Annotated in this window: 18 protein-coding genes; 8 read left to right on the forward strand and 10 right to left on the reverse strand. The window is 70.9% G+C overall.

Annotated elements, in window-relative coordinates; all coding sequences use genetic code 11:
* The 3 genes from Amac_RS53960 to Amac_RS57485 form a co-directional block, all read left to right on the forward strand.
* Positions 1–274, forward strand: a 274-nt coding sequence (locus Amac_RS53960; protein ID WP_170322819.1) for an HNH endonuclease signature motif containing protein, incomplete at its 5' end; no start/stop codon positions are given.
* 104 nt (positions 275–378) lie between these two features.
* Positions 379–531, forward strand: coding sequence for a hypothetical protein (locus tag Amac_RS35605; RefSeq protein ID WP_155358819.1), 153 nt, complete (start codon positions 379–381; stop codon positions 529–531).
* 144 nt (positions 532–675) lie between these two features.
* Entirely contained in the window at positions 676–804 is a 129-nt protein-coding gene (locus Amac_RS57485) for a hypothetical protein (protein WP_281356382.1), read from the forward strand.
* Positions 805–863: 59 nt separating this feature from the next.
* Here the strand turns inward: Amac_RS57485 and Amac_RS35610 are convergent, their stop codons facing one another.
* Positions 864–1,706 (reverse strand): TIGR02452 family protein, encoded by an 843-nt coding sequence (locus tag Amac_RS35610; protein WP_155358820.1) that lies wholly within the window; start codon positions 1,704–1,706, stop codon positions 864–866.
* A 138-nt stretch (positions 1,707–1,844) separates the two neighbouring features.
* On the opposite strand from Amac_RS35610, the gene Amac_RS35615 reads away from it, so the two are divergent.
* On the forward strand, positions 1,845–3,101 hold the full coding sequence (locus Amac_RS35615; protein ID WP_218041480.1) for an MFS transporter: 1,257 nt from the start codon (positions 1,845–1,847) through the stop codon (positions 3,099–3,101).
* A 13-nt stretch (positions 3,102–3,114) separates the two neighbouring features.
* On the opposite strand, the gene Amac_RS35620 is transcribed toward Amac_RS35615, so the two are convergent.
* The 6 genes from Amac_RS35620 to glnT are packed head-to-tail and all read right to left on the reverse strand — an operon-like array spanning position 3,115 to position 8,769.
* Positions 3,115–3,684, reverse strand: coding sequence for a helix-turn-helix domain-containing protein (locus Amac_RS35620; protein ID WP_155358821.1), 570 nt, complete (start codon positions 3,682–3,684; stop codon positions 3,115–3,117).
* Positions 3,681–4,829, reverse strand: coding sequence for an NAD(P)/FAD-dependent oxidoreductase (locus Amac_RS35625; RefSeq protein WP_218041481.1), 1,149 nt, complete (start codon positions 4,827–4,829; stop codon positions 3,681–3,683). Before Amac_RS35625 ends, Amac_RS35620 begins: the two co-directional genes overlap by 4 nt.
* Positions 4,826–6,091 carry an FMN-binding glutamate synthase family protein gene (locus Amac_RS35630; protein WP_155358823.1) on the reverse strand — a complete coding sequence of 422 codons (1,266 nt, stop codon included), beginning with the start codon at positions 6,089–6,091 and terminating at the stop codon, positions 4,826–4,828. The genes Amac_RS35625 and Amac_RS35630 overlap by 4 nt, the downstream gene beginning before the upstream one ends.
* A 55-nt stretch (positions 6,092–6,146) precedes the next feature.
* Positions 6,147–6,806, reverse strand: a complete 660-nt coding sequence (locus Amac_RS35635) for a GltB/FmdC/FwdC-like GXGXG domain-containing protein (protein ID WP_155358824.1) — start codon at positions 6,804–6,806, stop codon at positions 6,147–6,149.
* Complete coding sequence (locus Amac_RS35640; protein WP_218041482.1) at positions 6,791–7,501, reverse strand: class II glutamine amidotransferase domain-containing protein; 711 nt, start codon at positions 7,499–7,501, stop codon at positions 6,791–6,793. Before Amac_RS35640 ends, Amac_RS35635 begins: the two co-directional genes overlap by 16 nt.
* Positions 7,468–8,769 carry a type III glutamate--ammonia ligase gene (glnT, locus tag Amac_RS35645; protein WP_155358825.1) on the reverse strand — a complete coding sequence of 434 codons (1,302 nt, stop codon included), beginning with the start codon at positions 8,767–8,769 and terminating at the stop codon, positions 7,468–7,470. The genes Amac_RS35640 and glnT overlap by 34 nt, the downstream gene beginning before the upstream one ends.
* A 137-nt stretch (positions 8,770–8,906) precedes the next feature.
* Here glnT and Amac_RS35650 point away from each other — a divergent pair, with 137 nt between their 5' ends.
* Genes Amac_RS35650 through Amac_RS35660 form a run of 3 tightly spaced genes read left to right on the forward strand, consistent with a single transcriptional unit; the run spans position 8,907 to position 10,985 of the window.
* Positions 8,907–9,515: a TetR family transcriptional regulator gene (locus tag Amac_RS35650; protein ID WP_155358826.1), complete on the forward strand. Its 609-nt coding sequence runs from the start codon at positions 8,907–8,909 to the stop codon at positions 9,513–9,515.
* Entirely contained in the window at positions 9,512–9,712 is a 201-nt protein-coding gene (locus tag Amac_RS35655) for a ferredoxin (RefSeq protein ID WP_155358827.1), read from the forward strand. The genes Amac_RS35650 and Amac_RS35655 overlap by 4 nt, the downstream gene beginning before the upstream one ends.
* 1 nt (position 9,713) lies before the next feature.
* Positions 9,714–10,985 carry a cytochrome P450 gene (locus Amac_RS35660; RefSeq protein WP_155358828.1) on the forward strand — a complete coding sequence of 424 codons (1,272 nt, stop codon included), beginning with the start codon at positions 9,714–9,716 and terminating at the stop codon, positions 10,983–10,985.
* Here Amac_RS35660 and Amac_RS35665 read toward each other — a convergent pair.
* Complete coding sequence (locus tag Amac_RS35665) at positions 10,982–11,197, reverse strand: alpha/beta fold hydrolase (protein ID WP_218041483.1); 216 nt, start codon at positions 11,195–11,197, stop codon at positions 10,982–10,984. The two genes, Amac_RS35660 and Amac_RS35665, sit on opposite strands and share 4 nt — an antisense overlap.
* Positions 11,198–11,244: 47 nt before the next feature.
* Positions 11,245–12,663 (reverse strand): aldehyde dehydrogenase family protein, encoded by a 1,419-nt coding sequence (locus tag Amac_RS35670; protein ID WP_155358829.1) that lies wholly within the window; start codon positions 12,661–12,663, stop codon positions 11,245–11,247.
* A gap of 179 nt (positions 12,664–12,842) precedes the next feature.
* Here Amac_RS35670 and Amac_RS35675 point away from each other — a divergent pair, with 179 nt between their 5' ends.
* Positions 12,843–13,664: a helix-turn-helix transcriptional regulator gene (locus Amac_RS35675; protein ID WP_170322820.1), complete on the forward strand. Its 822-nt coding sequence runs from the start codon at positions 12,843–12,845 to the stop codon at positions 13,662–13,664.
* 5 nt (positions 13,665–13,669) lie between these two features.
* On the opposite strand, the gene Amac_RS35680 is transcribed toward Amac_RS35675, so the two are convergent.
* Positions 13,670–17,365, reverse strand: coding sequence for a CHAT domain-containing tetratricopeptide repeat protein (locus Amac_RS35680; protein ID WP_155358831.1), 3,696 nt, complete (start codon positions 17,363–17,365; stop codon positions 13,670–13,672).
* Positions 17,366–17,843: the final 478 nt, after the last annotated feature.

Raw genomic sequence — 17,843 nt, forward strand, 5'->3', positions numbered from 1 at the left:
ACCCGCACAGCGGCGGGCCGTCCTGGCCCGCTACGCCACCTGCTACCGCGAAGGCTGCCCCATCCCGGCCGACATGGCCGAAATCGACCACGTCCAAGGCTGGGCCGACGGCGGCACCACCGACCTGGACCTTCTCGCCCCCGCGTGCACCTGGCACAACCGCGACAAAGCAACCCACCCCGACCGCTACCGCACCCGCCGCAACCACGACGGCACCTGGACCCTCCTCTACCACGGTAAGAGAAGCCGCTTCGCCGGACGGTTCCGGTGCTGAACCGGACCGGCACGAGAGCGCCACCCACCCAGGCCGGGAACCCAGGGGGTTGAGGGAGTTCTCCGATCCTGAGACAGCGCGTGAAGAGTCGATCCTGGCCTGCCATGCGTGGCTACGTGATCGGCACGCCACGCCTGCTGAACTTCACCGACATCGCCGACGGTACCCGCTGGGCACGCGACGACTTCCGCAACCCGCTCATCGCCCTCGGTCTCACTAGGCGAGAGTTCTTTCGGCCCTGGGTGAGGGCCGGGTGAGGGCAGTGTGCACTTGACGTTGGGCAACGCCTTGCCTGATGAGATGAGTGTGGACGGTCTGCTCGTGGAGGCCGAAGCGCTTGGCGAGCTTCTTCTGGGGTGTTCCAGCGTTGTAGGCATCGACCAGCTCAATTACTTCGGCAGGTGAGAGCTTGCGGTTTCTCTGGCCTGGAGGCGTACCTGGGCCGGATCGTCGACACCGGACTGGGCGATGATGGTCTGCGCGGGGTGCTGATCGGCGGGCAGCTTCTGACCTACGGGTTGGCTGCTTAGCGTTGTGAGCAGGCGATTTAGGGGTGTGGGTGGGTTCGAAAGCGAGTCATGGAGGCGCCCTATCTCGAACTCGAACTCCGCGCGAAACGTTCGGCGAAGGCGGCTCGGTTGGCGGAGTCGGGTGAACGGTCCCAGACCGCGAACACCACCCGTTCGAACGCGGTTGAGAATGTGCCGCCCTCAGCGAGATGGGTGTGGAATGCGTCGGCGACCTGGTGGGGGTCGTTGCGGAACACCCCGCAGCCCCAGGCGCCGAGGACGAGCTGGCGCGCGCCGTGGTGGGCGGCCACGGCCAGTACGCGTTCCGCGCGCTGGTAGAGCGCGCGCTGGATCGCATTCCGCGCGTTCGGGTCACGGCGCAGCGCCTCTCCTGCGTTGGGAGCGGGAGAGGTCAGAAATGAGACGCGATACGGATCGGGCAGCAATCGGCCGTTGTCGTCGCGGTGCACCGGGACGTCGGGAGACCAGATGACGCGGTGGCTGTAGAGCAGGTCAGGGGAGGCCCGGTGGGCGGCGTAGTAGTCGGGGGCCTGGAGCAGGCAGGGATACAACAGGGCGTTGCGGCAGAGATCCTCTTCTTGAGCCTTGGCGCCGCCGAGGTAGCCGCCTCCGGGGTTGCGGGCCGAGGCGAAGTTCAAGACGGCGATTTGTTCGGCCCCGGCGATGTGGAGCCGTCGTGCGGCTTGAAGGCTGCTTTCGGCGGTCACCTCGAAAGACGTTCGGTGACCGGTCCCTGGGTGGGGCGGGTCGATGCGTTCGTCCGGTGGATGGCTCACCGTGCCGGAGATCGCCGCCTCCAGCGCTGGGCCTACGACGACGACGGTGCCGTCGTCGGTCGTGTACTCGCCCTCGGCGATGATCTGCGCGTTGACACCCGCGATTCCCAGCAGTCTTCCACTCACGCAACCGCATGGTAGGCCGTGATCGTCTCACCGGCCGAATGGTTTACCGGCTACCGGCTACCGGCTTCCGGATCAGCGTTTGGACGGTGTCGCCGCTGGTCGTTAGGGTGTCCGGCGGGAGCTGGTGGAGGTGACACCGTGACAGCGCGACCACCGGCACCGCCGCGGGTCATGAGCCGCTGGCTGACCTTCCTGTTCGCCGTGGCCGCGGGCGCCGCGGTCGGCAACCTGTACTGGGCGCAGCCGCTGCTCGGCTTCATCGCGGATGATCTGGGCGCCTCCACCGCGATCGCGGGCTGGCTGGTCACCGCGAGCCAGCTCGGGTACGCGGCCGGGATCCTGCTGCTCGTGCCGCTTGGGGACGTGCTCAACCGGCGCAAGCTCATCCCGATCATGATGCTGTGCTCCGCGGCCGCGCTCGTCCTGTGTGCCGTGGCGCCGTCGTTCGGCGTTCTTCTTCTCGCGATCACGGTGCTGGGGGTGACGACCGTTTCCGGGCAGATCCTCACCCCACTGGCCGGGGATCTCGCGGATGACGCCCACCGTGGCCGCGTGGTCGGGGCCGTCGTGTCGGGCATTCTCACCGGCATCCTGGTCTCCCGTACGATCAGCGGACTCGTCGCCGACACTGCCGGGTGGCGCACGATCTTCGTCCTCGCCGCGGTCGTCGCCGTCCTTCTCTCGTTCCTGCTCTACCGGGCGATTCCGCCGCTGGCGCCGAAGACACGCGTGGCCTATCCCGCGCTGATCGCCTCCGTCGCGGCGGTCGTCCTGCGGGAACGGAGCGTGCGATGGACGCTGGTTCTCGCCGCCACCGGGTTCGCCGCCTTCACCATGTTCTGGACGGCGCTGACGTTTCTGCTCAGCGGGCCGCCGTTCCACTATCCGGTGTCCGTGATCGGGCTGTTCGGGCTGGCCGGGCTCGCCGGCGCCCTCGCCGCTCAACGCGCCGGGCGCCTGCACGACCGAGGCTGGTCGCTTCCGGCCACCGGCGCGACATGGGTGCTCACCCTTATCGCCTTCGTCGTCGCGGCGTTCGCCGGTCGCTCCGTCGTCCTCGTTCTCGTCGTGGTCGTCGTCCTCGACGCCGCCCTGCAGGCGCACGGCATCCTCAGCCAGACCCGGGTCTTCGCCGTCTCGGGCGATGCTCGCAGCAGGCTCAACACCGCCTACGTCACCTGCAACTTCATCGGCGGTGCCATCGGCTCCGCCGCCGCGGCCGTCCTCTGGTCCGCCGGTGGGTGGACGGCCGTCGCGCTCGCGGGCGTGGCGCTCAGCTGCGTCGCGCTCACCGTGTGGGCAGTCGGGCGTCGAGGCCCGCTCGTCGTGGGCGAGGGCGCCACCGCCAACCAGGTCGGCCCCACTCCAGCGGCGGAGACCACAGGCCGCGTTTAGCCCAGGCCGAAAGTCAGCCGGGCCAGGCGGTGACCGACAGGAAGCGGATCGGTAGTTCGATCAGGCGTTGGGGGCCGTGAGGGCCGGCGCCGTCGAACTGGAGGCAGTCGCCTGGAGTGAGGGTGTAGCTGGAGCTTCCGTGGCCGTAGACCATTACGCCTTCCAGCATGTAGAGGCATTCGGTGCCGGGGTGCTGGAAGAGGGGGAAGACCTCGCTGGACTCGGTGAGGGTGACCAGGACGGGTTCCAGGCGGCGGTGGACGCCGCGCAGGGCGCCGAGTAGCTGGTAGCGGTGGCCGATCCGGGTGCCGCGGCGGACGATCTCGGCGCCGTGGCCGGCGGGGGTGAAGACCGCCTCGCTTTCCACGTCGACGCCACGGAACAGGGCGGTGACCGGGATCTCCAGGCCCTCGGCCAGGCGGGCCAGGGTGGTCAGGCTGCACGAGGTCTGGGCGTTCTCGATCTTGGAGAGCATGGCTTTGGAGAGGCCGGTCCGGCGGGCGAGGACGGTCGCGGAGAGGCCGGCGGCCTGGCGGTACTCCTTGGTGCGCTGGGCGATGATCTCCTCCAGCGTGCCGCTCACCGCATCTCACCCGCGCCCGCGTACGGATGCGCGCTGGTCAGCGGGCGTCCCTCGGCGAAGCGGCTGAGCCGGAAGTCGGGCAGCGCGGCACCGGTGATCATCTCGGCGGCCATCCGGCCGACGGCGGGGGAGATCTTGAATCCGTGGCCGCTGAACCCGGCCGCGACGAAGAGGCCGTCCGGTCCGGCCGGGCCGATGATCGGGTTGAAATCGGGGGTGACGTCGTAGCAGCCCGCGTACGAGGTGACGAACGACACGTCCGGCAGGCCGGGGAAGCGGCTGCCGAAGCGGCTGGCCGCCCGTTCCAGGTGGGGGCCGTCGGCCCGGTTGAGGTAGCGGTCGGGGTCGGCCGGTTCCGGGTCGGTCAGGTCGCTGTTGCCGATCAGGAGGCGGCCGTCGGGCTCGGTGCGTACATATTGCAGGCTGACCAGGTCGGAGAAGACCGGCACATCCCCGAGAGCCCGGCCGGGGTCGGCGATCACGATGGGCTCGCGGATGGCGCGGACCGGCAGGTCCACCCCGGCGGGGGAGACCAGCGCGGTGGACCAGGCGCCGGCCGCGACGACCACGGTGCCGGCGCCGACCCGGCGGCCGTCGGCCAGCCGCACCCCGATGACCCGGTCGCCGCCGGTGACCAGGGCGGCCACCGGGGTGTGCTGCAGGATGCGGGCGCCGCCGCGCCTGGCGGCTTCGGCGAAGTGCTGGCAGGTCCGGTACGCGTCGCCGTGACCGCCGCGCGGCTCGTACGCGAAGGCGGCGAAGTCCTTGGTTTCCAGCCCCGGCCACATGGCGTGCACGGCGTCGTGGCCGATCAGCGACACCTCGACGCCGAGGATGGACTGGGCGGCGACGTTGGCGCGCAGCGCGGCCTCGTTCTCGGGGCCGACCCCGACCACGTAGCCGGTACGGCGGAACCCGAGCCCGGGCGTGTCCTCGAAGAAGCGCACGCCCTCCCAGGCCATCGCGGCCAGCAGCGGCACCCCGTAGTGGCAGCGCACGATGCCGCTGGACTTGCCGGTGCCGCCGGACCCGATCGTGCGGCGTTCCAGCACGAGCACGTCGCGGACGCCGCGCCTGGTCAGGGCGGCGGCGATGGACATGCCCTCCAGGCCGCCGCCGACGATGACCACCTCGTGCGCGCTCACCGGCCCGGGATCCATTCGGTTCCGGCCAGCGGCACCCGGGCCATCGCCGCCGCCTCGACGGTGAGCGCGACCAGGTCCTCCGGCTCCAGGTGGTGCACGTCGGCCTTGCCGCAGGCGCGGGCGAGCATGGTGGTCTCCATGGTGATCGCGCGCAGGTAGTTGGCCACCCGCTCGGCGCCGCGTACCGGATCGAGCCTGGCCTGCAGGCCGGGGGACTGGGTGGCGATCCCGACCGGGCAGCCGCCGGTGTGGCAGGCGACGCAGTTGCCGGCCGTGGTGCCGAGATCGGCGTAGGAGGCGGGGCCGAAGTCGTGCACGGTGTCGTTGCAGCCGAGGGCGACCAGGGCGGCCATGCCGATGGAGACCGCGTCCGCGCCGAGGGCGAGCGCCTTGGCCACGTCGGCGCCGCTCCGGATGCCGCCGGAGACGATCAGCGCGACGTCCGGGAAGTCGGCCAGCGCGTCGGCGGCCAGCCGGACCGCGGCGAGGGTGGGGATGCCGGTGTGCTCGATGAAGACGTCCTGGGTGGCGCCGGTGCCGCCCTGCATGCCGTCCACCACGACCACGTCCGCGCCCGCCGTGGCGGCCAGGCGGACGTCGTGGTAGACGCGGGTGGCGCCGATCTTGACGAAGACCGGGACTCGCCAGTCCGTCGCCTCGCGCAGTTCCTCGATCTTGATGCGCAGGTCGTCGGGGCCGGTCCAGTCGGGGTGGCGGCAGGCCGAGCGCTGGTCGATGCCCTCCGGCAGGGTGCGCATCGCGGCCACCCGGGGGCCCAGCTTCTGGCCCATCAGCATGCCGCCGCCGCCCGGTTTGGCGCCCTGGCCGAGCACCACCTCGATCGCGTCCGCCGCCCGCAGGTCGTCGGGGTTGAACCCATAGCGGGACGGCAGGCACTGGTAGACCAGCGTCTTGGAGCTCATCCGCTCCTCCGGCGTCATGCCGCCGTCGCCGGTCGTGGTCGCGGTGCCGACCTCGCTCGCGGCCCGGCCGAGCGCCTCCTTGGCCGGGGCGGACAGCGCGCCGAACGACATGCCGGCGATGGTGATCGGGATCTCCAGCACGACCGGATCGCGGGCGTTCGCGGCCCCCAGGACCGTCCGCGTCGCGCAGTGTTCCCGGTAGCCCTCCAGGGGGTAGCGGGACGCGCTCGCGGTGAGGAACGTCAGGTCGTCGAAGGTGGGTACGGCCCTGCGCGCGCCCCCACCGCGGATCGGATATCGGCCGAGCCTGGCTCGTTCCCGGATCTCGTCGAAGCTCATTAGGTTCCCCAGCGGGAGGTTGGGCGGAGACACAGGCGGATGACCGGTTCGCTGCTCATGGAGTTCCCCAGTGGTAGAGCTGTCTGGCGGAGGCCACCCGGGTCACGTTCTCCGGGTCGATGTGGTCGAATCCATGCTGTTTGGCCAGGCGGGCGACCAGTTCGACGTCCGATTCGGCGAGTTCCTCGACCCGGGCGTCGGCGCCGAGGTCCTTGATCCTCCCGGCCACGTAGATGACCGCCTCGTAGAGCGAGTCGCCCAGGCCGCGCCCGGCGTCGCCGCCGACCAGGATCGTCCCGGCCTGGGCCATGAAGCCGCAGTGGTCGCCGACGTTCCCGGCGACCAGCACGGTCGCCCCCTTCAGGGAGATGCCCGCGCGAAGCGAGGCGTCGCCGCGCACGACGATCGTGCCGCCGTGCGCGCTGGCGGCCAGGCTCTGCGAGGCGTCGCCGTCCACCCGGATCAGGCCGGACATCAGGTTCTCCCCGGCGCCCCACCCGGTCGTGCCGTGGACCAGCACGGTGGCGTTCTTGCTGAGCCCGCCGACGTAGTAGCCCGCCGTGCCGTCGATCTCGACGGTGATCTCCTCGGTCAGCCCGACCGCCAGGTTGTGCCGTCCGGCCGGGTTGGTGAGGCGGGCCGTGGCACCCGGGGGGAGGGCGCGGAGGGTGGCGTTCGCGGTCCGGACCGTCGTCGTGCTCAGGTCGATGTCCACAGGTAGACCTCCTCCGGCTCGGGTTCGTACACGCGGGCGGCCTCGATGCCGGGGAGCACGGCGAGCGCGCGGTACTCCGAGGCCATCGCCACCCAGCCGGGGGTCTCGGCGATGATCGCGGGCTTGCAGGCGATGACGTCCCGGACCACGGCGAAGGCGTCCGGCGTCTGCACGGCCAGGGTGTAGAAGCCGTCGAAACGCTCGCAGAGCAGGCGCAGCGCCTTCTCCAGGTCGTCGCCGCTGTCCAGCCGGTACGCGAGGAACCGGGCAGCCACCTCGGAATCGTTGTCGCTGTCGAAGGCGACGCCCCGGGCGAGGAGTTCGCGGCGGATCGTGGCGTGGTTGGCGAAGGAGCCGTTGTGGACCAGGCTGAGGCCGTCGCCGACCACGAACGGGTGGCAGTGCGCGGCGGTGATCGCCGACTCGGTGGCCATCCGGGTGTGCGCCACCGCCTGCGTGCCGGATATTTCATGCAATCGCCACTCGGTGGCCAGCACCGCCGGATGCCCAACCCCCTTAAGCACCGCTATTTCCGGATAAATCGTGATTCCGGCGGAGTCGGGGCCGCGTTCTGCGACCTGGGCCATCATGGCGGCCATCAGGGCGCCCAGCCGGGGCCGCAGGCCGGGGTCCCGGAGCTGCAGAGCGGTGATGCCGCACATCAGAACGCCGTCAGGTAGGTGTCGAGCTCCCACGGGGTCACCGTGTTGTGCCAGGAGAAGAACTCCTCCCGCTTGCGCCCCGCGTAGTACGCCGCCACCTCCGCGCCGAGCACCTCGCGCACCACCGCGTCCCGCTCCAGCGCCTCCACCGCGTGCAGCAACGTCACCGGCAACTCGGCCGCCGAATCCGCGAACCGCCCGGGCCCGCTGGGATCCCCCGGATCCAGATCCCGCTCGATCCCGTCGAGCCCGGCCGCCAGCACCGCCGCGATCGCCAGGTACGGATTGGCGGACCCGTCACCCCCGCGCAGCTCCACCCGGTCACCCTCCGGCACCCGCAGCAGGTGCGTCCGGTCGTTCCCGCCGTAACTGGCCCGCTTGGGCGACCAGGTGGCCCCCGAACTGGTCGTCGCCGCGCCGCGCCGCTTGTAGGAGTTGACCGTCGGCGCGATCACCCCGTGCAGCCCGGCCGCGTGGTCGAGCACTCCGGCCACGAAGGCGTACGCCAGCTTGGAGAGCCCCAGCCCGCGCGGATCGTCCTCGCCGGGGAAGAGCGGGGTCTCGCCGTCCCAGAGGGACAGGTGCAGGTGCAGGCCGCTGCCGGTGCGGTCGGTGAACGGTTTGGGCATGAAGGTGGCGATCATGTCCCGGCGTTCGGCCAGCATGTGCAGCACATACCTGAGGGTGATCACGCGGTCGGCGGTGGTGAGCGCGTCGGCGAACCGGAAGTTCTGCTCGAACTGCCCGTTGGCGTCCTCGTGGTCGTTGGCGTAGTTACCCCAGCCGAGGGAGTTCATCGCGCTGGAGACGGTGGTCAGATGCTCATACATGCGGGTGACCCCGCGCGCGTCGTAACACGGCTGCGCGGCCCCATCCCGCTCATCCGCCACCACCACGTTCCCCGAAGCATCCCGCTTTAACAGGAAATATTCGACTTCGGCGCCGACATACGGGGTGTACGGCATCCGCGCCAGCAACCGCCGCAGGATCACCCGCGGCGCGTACGGCCATGGCTCCCCGTTCACATGCGGATCGCAGTGCACCAGCGCCAGCCCCTCCCGCAGGAACGGCAACGGCGTATACGACCCCACATCCGGAATCGCCATGATGTCCGGATCGTACGGCTGCTGCCCCAGCGCCCCCGCCGCGTACCCCGCGAAGCCGACCCCGTCCGCCTCCAGGTCGTCCACCGCCTCCACCGGCACCAGCTTGGCGCAGGGTTTCCCGGTCAGATCGACGAACGTGGCCAGGATGAACCGCACACCATCGGCTCTGGTCAGCTCTGCGAGCGAGGTCGCCATCGAAGGGCTCCGTCCACTGTCGGTCACCAGCGTTGAACCGAAGTGAACAACCGCGCTGTTGCCGCCGAATGGCCTCCTGGTTTCGACCCTGTTTCCCCGGACATTGACATATCAAATGAACGCTTTTTAATTTGTCCATGGGCCGGATCGCGGGCGTCACCGCCGCCGAGACGCGCGAGCGGCTGCTGCGCGCGGCCGCCGAGGTGTTCGCCGAGCGCGGCTACGACGGCACCCGGGTGGCCGACATCGCCGCGGCCGCGGGGGTCAGCAACGGCGCGCTGTACGCGCATTTCGGGTCCAAGGCCGAGCTGCTGGTGGCCGCGCTGCGCGCGCACGGGCGGCGGCTGCTGGCCGGCCTGTTCGCCGCCGACCCGGATCGCTCGATCACGGATCTGCTCCTCGCCATCGGCCGCTGGCTGCCCCGCCGCCGCGACCCCAGCCGCTTCCTCATCGTGGAGGCGCTGGTCGCGGCCCGCCGGGACGCGGACGTCGCCGGGCCGACCCGCGCCTACGTCGGCGAGCGCGCCGACTGGCTCGCCGAGCTCGTCCGCCTCGGCCAGGCCGGGGACGAGCTCGACCCCGCCCTGTCGCCGGGCGCGCTCGCGCACTTCTGCCTGCTGCTCGCGATGGGCAGCGCGCTGATCACGCCTGATTTGCACGCGGTGGACGACGAGGAGTGGACCGCCTTGCTCACCCGGCTCGCCACCGCGCTCGCCCCCGCCGCACCGAAGGGAACACCGCGGTGAAAGTGAAGATCGACTCCGAGCGTTGCCAGGGGCACGGCCGCTGCTACGACCTCGCCCCCGACCTGTTCGGCGCGGACGACGAGGGATACGGGCAGGTCATCGGCGACAGCACGGTGCCAGAGGGCCAGGAGCGCGCCACCAGCCTGGCGGCGTCCAACTGTCCCGAACGCGCGATCGAGATCCTGCAGGAGGCCTGACATGACCGTCGACGACCGATTCAGCCGGGACTTCCAGGAGATGCGGGCGGACCGGCCCATCGGCACCCGCAACGAGATCGTCACCGGCCCGGTCTCGGACTGGGCGACCGACTTCTCCCACACCGAGTCCGAGTGGGCGGCCGACCCGTACCGCATCCAGGACGAGCTGCGGCAGCGCTGCCCGATCGCGCACACCGAGCGCTTCGGCGGCGGATGGCTGCCGACCCGCTACGAGGACGTCGCGGCCATCGCGTACGACACCGACCGCTTCTCGTCCCGGGCGATCATCATGGGCAACTTCCGGCCGCCGCCCGAGCTGGCCCCGATCGGCGGCTCGCCGCCGATCTCCTCCGACCCGCCGTTCCACCACCACGCGCGCAAGCTCCTGCTCCCGGCGTTCACCAAGCACGCGGTGGCCAGGCGGGAGGCCGCGACCAGGGCGTTCTGCCACGCCCTCATCGACGCGCTGGAGGGGGAGGACGTCGTCGACGCCGCCCGCGACTACGCCCAGCACATCCCGATGCGGGTCATCGCCGACATGCTCGGCTTCCCGCCCGAGGACGGGCCGCGCTTCCGCGCCTTCATCGAGGGCGTGCTCGAAGGCGTCAACCTCCCGCCGGACGAACGCCTCGGCCGGATGGACAACCTGTTCGACTACCTGCTCGCGCAGATCCACGACCACGTCGGCAATCCGCGCGACGACCTCACCACCTACCTGATCAACGTCGAGTTCGGCGGGCAGAAGCTCAGCTCGTCCCACGTGGCGGGCACGATGGCGCTGCTGCTCATCGCCGGCATCGACACCACCTGGAGCGCGATCGGCGCCTCGCTGTGGCACCTGGCGAAGACTCCGGCCGACCGCGAGCGCCTGGTCGCCGACCCTGGCCTGCTGCCGACCGCGATGGAGGAACTCCTCCGGGCGTACGCCCCGGTCACGATGGCCCGGCTGGTCAAGGAGGACATGAGCTGGAACGGCGTGGACATGAAGGCCGACGACTGGATCCTGCTGTCGTTCCCTGCGGCCAACCGGGACCCCGCCCAGTTCGACCGGGCGGGCGAGGTCGTCATCGACCGCGAGGTCAACCGGCACGCCGCGTTCGGCCTGGGCATCCACCGCTGCGTGGGCTCGCACCTGGCGCGCATGGAGCTGCGGGTCGCCCTGGAGGTCTGGCTGGAGCGGATCCCCGACTTCGGCCTCGCCGACCCGGCCGCGGTGACGTGGGCCTCGGGTCAGGTCCGCGGCCCGCGCACGCTCCCGCTCCGGATCGGCTAGCTGCGGTAGGAGGCGGGATCCTCCGGTGTCGCGGACTGCCCGGTGCCCCGGGGGTCCAGCATGATCAACTGCCGATACCCCGGCAGCCCGCCGAGCTCGCCGAGGTAGTCGGAGTCCTGCAGCATGCCGCCCGGCAGGCAGATCACCGGCGCGCCCTCTCCGGACACGTGATAGGCGAGGACGGTTCCATCAGGTGCGGAGAAGGCGGGCATGGCGGCGATCCTTCCAGCGCCGTTCCGGCCGCGGCAACCGAATATGGTCAGCGCTGGATGGACTTGGTCTCCAGGAACTCCTCGATGCCGTAGCGGCCGAATTCGCGGCCGTTGCCGGACTGCTTGTAGCCGCCGAAGGGCGCGAGCGGGTTCCATGGGGCGCCGTTGATGTCGACCTGGCCCGTGCGCAGCCGCCGGGCGATCGCGAGCGCGCGCTCCTCGCCGCCGAACACGCCGCCGGTGAGCCCGTACGTCGTGTTGTTGGCGATCTCGACGGCCTGGTCGTCGCCGGCGTACGGGATGATCGTCAAGACAGGGCCGAAGATCTCCTCCTGGGCGATCACGGCGTCCGGGGCGACGTCGGCGAAGATCGTGGGCCGTGCGTACGCGCCCGTGGGCAGCCCGTCGGGCCTGCCGGGGCCGCCGAACGCGAGGGTGGCGCCGTCGGCGATGCCCCGTTCGATGTAGCCGTCGACCCGGCGGCGCTGCGCCTCCGACGCCATGGGCCCGATGCGGGTGGCCTCGTCGGCCGGGTCGCCGACGGTGTACTCGGCGGCGGCCGCCACGGCCAGTTCGACGATCTCGTCGTGCCGCGACGCGGGCACGAGCATCCGCGGCCAGGCGCCGCACACCTGGCCGCCGTTGGTGAAGGCCATGGCCACCCCGAGTGGTACGGCCTGAGCGAGGTCGGCGTCATCGAGGATCACATTGGCGGACTTGCCGCCAAGCTCCAGCGCGACCCGCTTGACGGTCTCCGCCGCGACGGCCGAGATCCGCCTGCCCACCCGGGTGGAGCCGGTGAACGACATCATGTCGACGCCGGGGTGGGCCGCGATCGCCTCGCCGACGACCGGCCCCGTCCCGTGGACGACGTTGAACACGCCCGCGGGCAGTCCCGCCTCGGCGGCGACCTCGGCCAGGATCCCCGCCGTCAAGGGCGCGATCTCCGACGGCTTGAGGACCATGGTGTTGCCGGCCAGCAGGGCGGGCGCCAGCTTCGAGACGATCTGCTGCAGGGGGAAGTTCCACGGCGTGATGGCGCCGACGACGCCGATCGGCTCGCGTACGACCAGCGAGTTGCCGATCTGCTCGGTCCAGGGGAACTCGGCGGCGAGCGCCGCGACGGAGGCGGCCACCTCGACCGGGAAGACGGCCTGCGCGTGGCGGGAGAGGGTGATCGGCGCGCCCATCTCGGCGGTGATCGTGGTGGCGATATCCTCGGCCCGGTCGCGCAGGCCCTCGGAGACGCGGCGGACGATCGCGGCGCGTTCGGAAATGTCGGTCGCGGCCCAGTGGGGGAGGGCGGCCGTCGCGGCGGCGATGGCCCGGTCGACGTCGGCGACGGTGCCCGACGGCACCCGGGCGACGATCTCGCCCGTCGCCGGGTTCAGCACGTCGATCGTGTCAGTGGATCCGGCGACGGCGTCACCGCCGATCCAGTGGGTGTTCAGCGTTGGTGTGCTCATGGGACCGATCGTGGCAATGCCCGTACGGCCGGATCCATGTACTCCTGATCCGTGGATCGACCCGCTGTGACCTGGATCACGGGATCGGCAGCGCCTGGATCCGGCCGGGCCGCCGGGGTGACGATGGACCTGGCCAGGGGATTTATTGTGAATGACTACCGTGAGAGGGGACGGACATCGTGGACCGTGCTCGGCTCGCCGACTTCCTGCGGACCCGCCGGGAGGCGCTGCAACCCGAGGACGTGGGGCTGCCGCGCGGCAGGCGGCGGCGGACGAGCGGGCTGCGCCGCGAGGAGGTCGCCGTGCTGTCCGACATGTCGATCGACTACTACAGCAGGCTGGAACAGGTACGCGGGCCGCATCCGTCGGAGCAGATGCTCGCCTCACTCGCCCGCGGCCTGCGCCTCTCCCTTGAGGAACGCGACCACCTGTTCCACCTCGCCGGGTACGCCACCCCGCGACGGGCCTTGCGCACCGACCACATCAACCCCGGGATGATGCGCGTCTTCGACGGGCTCGAAGACGCCGCCGCCCAGATCGTGACCTACCTGGGGGAGACGCTGAAGCAGACCCGGCTGTCGGTGGCGCTGATCGGCGACGAGGGCGCGCACACCGGGCTGGCCCGCAGCTTCCATTACCGGTGGTTCACCGACCCGGCCACGCGGCTGGTCTATCCCGGGGATGACCACCCGGCGCACACCAGGCTGATCGCGGCGAACCTGCACCGCGTGTACACACGTGACGGCAAGGACTCGCGCGCGGCGGCGATCGTCGACGCCCTGCTCGCCAGGAGCCCCGAATTCGCCCGGATCTGGGGCGAGCACCCGGTCACGGGCCCGTACTGCCCGCCCAAACGCGTCCAGCACCCGCAACTCGGACTGCTCGAACTGCACTGCCAGACCCTGGTCGACCCCGACCAGTCCCAGCTGCTGGTGGTCTACACCGCGACACCGGGCAGCGAGAGCCACGAGAAACTCCAGCTGCTGTCCGTCGTCGGCTGACCCTCTCAGGCTCCGGCGTGGAGGTAGGCGCCCCACAAGGACGGCGACTGGGGGAAACGCGTCCGCAGGGCGCGTACCGCATGGTGCAGGGAGTGGGCGGCGTGGGAGTAATCGGGTACGCCCGTCGCGGTGAGGTGGGCGTAGAAGTTGTCGGCCAGTTCGGCGGCCACGGCGTCGTTGATCTGCCACTGGGTGCCGATGACGTGGGGGAATCCGGCCAGCTGGAAGGCCGAGGTCAGGTGGATGGCCTCGTCGAGCAGCTCGGTGTCGGCGGTCATGGCCGTGTGGCAGGCCGAGAGGTAGGCCAGCCGGGCGTGGTCCAGGTCGATCGGAGCCAGACCGGCGATCGTCAGCGGGTCGTCGGCGTGGTCGTGCAGGAACAGCAGGCTGCGGGACGGGTTGGTGGGGTCGCTGGCGCCGTGGCAGGCGAAGTGGGCGATGGCGCAGGCGGGCAGGTGGGCCAGGACGTTGGCTTTGGTGGGAAGCGGGCCGGGGGCGGCGGTGTCGAAGAGGGGGTGGGGTTCGGTGAGCTGGACGGAGCCGGGGATGCGGGCGGCGACGTGGGCGGCTTCGGTGGCGGCGTGGGGGAGGCGGCCGCGGTTGCGCAGGCCGGGAGTGGTGGGCATGGCGACGATCAGCGCCCGCTCGGGTCCGCCCGGCCGGCTGATCCGCTGGCGGGCATGGCGCAGGGCGCCGATGGTGGGGGTGTAAGAGGAGACGACCCGGTCCAGGACGCTTCGGCCTTGTTCGTCGTGATGACCGGAGGCGTGGAGGGGCAGCAGGCCGAGCGCGCCGCCGGGGGACCACCAGACGCGGGGCCAGAGGTCGCCCGCGGGCGCACCATGGAAGCCGAGGGCGTCGAGAACGGGGCCGGTCGCGTTGTCCCACAGCCAGCCGAGGATCTCCCGTAGCGTCCCCTGCGCGGCCAAGCGCTCCTCCACCGTCGCGTCCGGGTCGCTCGTCCGGAACAGCGCATTGTGAAATATCTGGATATGTTCGGCCAGGGTGTCGAGGGTCAGGCCGGGGAGGGGCAGCGTGGTGATGCCATCCCGGGTGAGCAGGAGCGCGTCGCAGCGGTGACCGCTGACGCTGAACACCACGACCGGGCCGTGGACCGCCTCGGCGAGGAGTTCCTCGACGGTGGGCGGCAGCCCGAACGAGGCGAACCCGTCCCGCTCCCTGATCGTCTCCAGTAGCCCGGCGAGCTCCTGCGCCAGCCGGTGCCGGTCCGCCGTCGCGTCGTCGGGCCGGCCGAACCGCGGCCGGACCAGACCCCCGTCCTCGGGACTCGCGTCCAGCAGGTCGCGCAACTCGGTGAAACGGCCGGCCAGGGCGGGATGCCGGTCTACGAGTTCGGACAGGTCTCCCCGGGTGGCCAGGCTCTGGCTGAGCAGGACCGCGCGCCCGGCTTCCAGCAGCCGCAGCGCTCGGGCCTCCCGGCCCGGCCCTCGCCCGGCCAGCACGAGCGAGGCCGCACCCCCGGCGATCCCCGACAGGCCGGTCAGGGCGCGCTGCCGGTCGCCGCGGCCGATCCGGCGTGGGGTCATCTCCGGCAGCAGCAGGATGGCCTGTTCCAGCAGATCCGCGGCCCGCGCGGGCTCGTCGTCCAGGAACTGGGCGGCGACCCTGGCGGCGTTGACGCGCACCGAAGGGGCGGCGTTCTCCAGGGACGCGGCTTCTTCGAGGACGGTGATCAGGGCGTCGAGGTCGGCGGCGGCGCCGGATCGTTCGAACCGGCTGCGCAGGGAGACGCTGAGGTTGCCCAGCCGCTCGGCCCGGCTGGGGTGATCCGGCGGGAGCACGTCCAGCGAGTCCTGACCGGCCTCGATCGCCGCGTCCAGATCCGCGAGGTCGCCGGTCCGCGAGAAGCGCAGGTGCAGCGCGTTGGCGAGGTTGGACAGCCGCATCGATCTGCCCGGGTCCTCGGGTGCGGTGGCCTCGACCGCCGTACGGCAGGTGTCGACGGCGGCCTCGATGTCGGGTGCCGTACCGGTGAGCTCGGCCTTGGAGCGCAGCGGGAGCGCGAGGTTGTTCAGGAACATCGGCAGCTGCGGATGGCCGGCGGGGACGGCCGCCACGGCGGTCCTGCAGGCGGCGATGGACGCCTCCAGATCGGCCTCCGACCGGGAGCGGATGAATCGCTCCCACAGGCTGTAGCCGAGGTTGGACGCGAACATGGGCAGGTAGAAGTGCCCGTCGGGGACGGCCTCCAGCACGGCGTGCTCGAGTTCGATCGCCAGGTCCAGGTCGGCGGGCGCTCCCGTCCGCCGGGACCTGGCCGCGTACGAACCGGCGAGGTTGGACATGCGGATGGCGCGCTCGCCGAAGTCCTCCGCCGTGGCGGCGATCGCTTCCCTGCCGACCTGGATGGCCTCGTCCAGGTCCGCCAGCTCGCCGGTGCGCTCGAACCGGGCGCGCAGCGCCGCTCCCAGGTTGGATGACCATTCGGCCCGGTCCTGGCCTTTCTCGGGAGTGGCCGAGATGGCGACTCGCATGGACTCGATCCCTTGCCGCATGTCGTCGGGATCCCCGTACCGCTCGAACCTGATCATGTGTACGGCGCCGAGGTTGGCGTGGTGACGCGCCCAGTCGGAGTCGCCGGGGGAGAGGATCCCGACGATCCGCTGGAACAGGGTCAGCGCGGTGTCGAGGTCGCGGGGCGAGCCGAAGCGGGTGTGGCGCAGGTGCGCCGCGTTCGCCAGCGCGGCGAGGCGGTCGGTGTGGTCGGGGTGGTCGGGCGGGGTGGCCGCGACGGCTTCCTCGACGACCAGGATGCCCCGATCCAGGTCCGCCTCGTCGCCGATCCGCTCGAACCTGGCCAGCAGGGTGTCGCCGAGCCCGGCGAGATACCGCGCGCGGTTCGGGTCGGCGGGATCGACCGTGGATCTGGCGGTCTCAAGCGCCTGGAGCGAGGCGTCCAGGTCGGCGAGGTCGCCGAACCTGTTGAAGCGCTTGCGCAGGGAATTGCCCAGATTGTAGAGGTACATGACCCGGTCGGGATCGTTCGCGGGCGTCGCCTCGACGACGTCGCGGAGCGTGGCGATGGCGGAGTTCAAATCGGGGTCGGACTCGGTGAGATTCAGCCGCGCCATCCGCATGCTGGAGATGTTGTTCAGGAATCCGAGCTGGTCCTCGTGCTCGGGCGGCGTCAGGGCGATGGCCTCTTCCAGGACGGCTATCGCCCGGTCGAGGTCCTGGACAGAGCGGGTGAGGCTCGCGCGGGTCGCGAGGGCGCCGCTGAGATTGGCGAGCCAGTAGGTACGGCCGGAGTCGTCGGGCGCGGCCGTCTCCACGATGCGCTCCCACAACATCACGACCGCCGACAGGAACCGGGCGTCCGCCGAGTGCATCGCCCGTTCGAGCAGCTCGGCGGCCGGCCCCGCGGCTCTGCGCGCGAGCAGCGGCAACACGATCTCCGGAAGCTGGATCTGACCCGCCGCCGCGACGAAGCACTCGGCGAACATGTCGATCGCGAGCGTGAAGTCGTCCTGACCCTCTTCCGGGGGAAGGGCCTGGAAGCGGTACCAGTGCAGCCACCCGAGCACGAGCCACGCGTCCGGGTCGTTCCCGCCCATCGCGTCGGCCAACGCGCCGCCGGCGGCGAGCGCGTCGGGGTGGAGCGCCAGGGCCATGTCACCCTCGGCGGCCACCCGGCCGAGCCAGCCCTCGACCTCCGCGAGGAGACGATCGCGCTCGCTCACGCGGCCGCCAGGCCGCTCGTCCGCAGAGTCAGCATGTCGTTGAATCGCCGCCGAAGAAGAGGATGTTTCACTGGGCAGTCGAGCGGTGGACGTGATCGTGGTGCCAAGGAAACTCACGCCGTACTCTACTTTGTAAAGGCGCTCGCCTTGAGTTGAAATCTGCCAGCGACTACAAACCCGCACTCAGCAGTAGATGCACAACGAGGTCACACTGTCGGGATGGCGGTTCTTCGTCGAGCCGCTGCCCTCAGGCGTGCTGCGTATCGGCGTCGGGCTTGCTCTGCGGCCCGACAGGACCAACATTACAGACCTAGATGTGGCGGCTCAGCGTCGTGCTGCGACCATCGCGGTGATGGGACATCGCCAGCGCGCTCACCGGGTCAACTGGGCCCGTTCCGTTAGACCAGCACGGCAGATCCTTGGGTATTGACCATTGTTCGAGGTGACGTCAGGGAAGATCAGTGCGGGCTAGGCATGC

Origin of the sequence: Acrocarpospora macrocephala, assembly GCF_009687865.1 — a bacterium.
GTDB classification, from domain to species: Bacteria; Actinomycetota; Actinomycetes; order Streptosporangiales; family Streptosporangiaceae; genus Acrocarpospora; species Acrocarpospora macrocephala.

Coding starts and splice junctions, on each gene's coding strand:
- Amac_RS35605 (WP_155358819.1), top strand. CDS start 379: ATGCGTGGCTACGTGATCGGCACGCCACGCCTGCTGAACTTCACCGAC.
- Amac_RS35630 (WP_155358823.1), bottom strand. CDS start 6,091: ATGAGCTTCGACGAGATCCGGGAACGAGCCAGGCTCGGCCGATATCCG.
- glnT (WP_155358825.1), bottom strand. CDS start 8,769: ATGGCGACCTCGCTCGCAGAGCTGACCAGAGCCGATGGTGTGCGGTTC.
- Amac_RS35650 (WP_155358826.1), top strand. CDS start 8,907: ATGGGCCGGATCGCGGGCGTCACCGCCGCCGAGACGCGCGAGCGGCTG.
- Amac_RS35660 (WP_155358828.1), top strand. CDS start 9,714: ATGACCGTCGACGACCGATTCAGCCGGGACTTCCAGGAGATGCGGGCG.
- Amac_RS35665 (WP_218041483.1), bottom strand. CDS start 11,197: ATGCCCGCCTTCTCCGCACCTGATGGAACCGTCCTCGCCTATCACGTG.
- Amac_RS35670 (WP_155358829.1), bottom strand. CDS start 12,663: ATGAGCACACCAACGCTGAACACCCACTGGATCGGCGGTGACGCCGTC.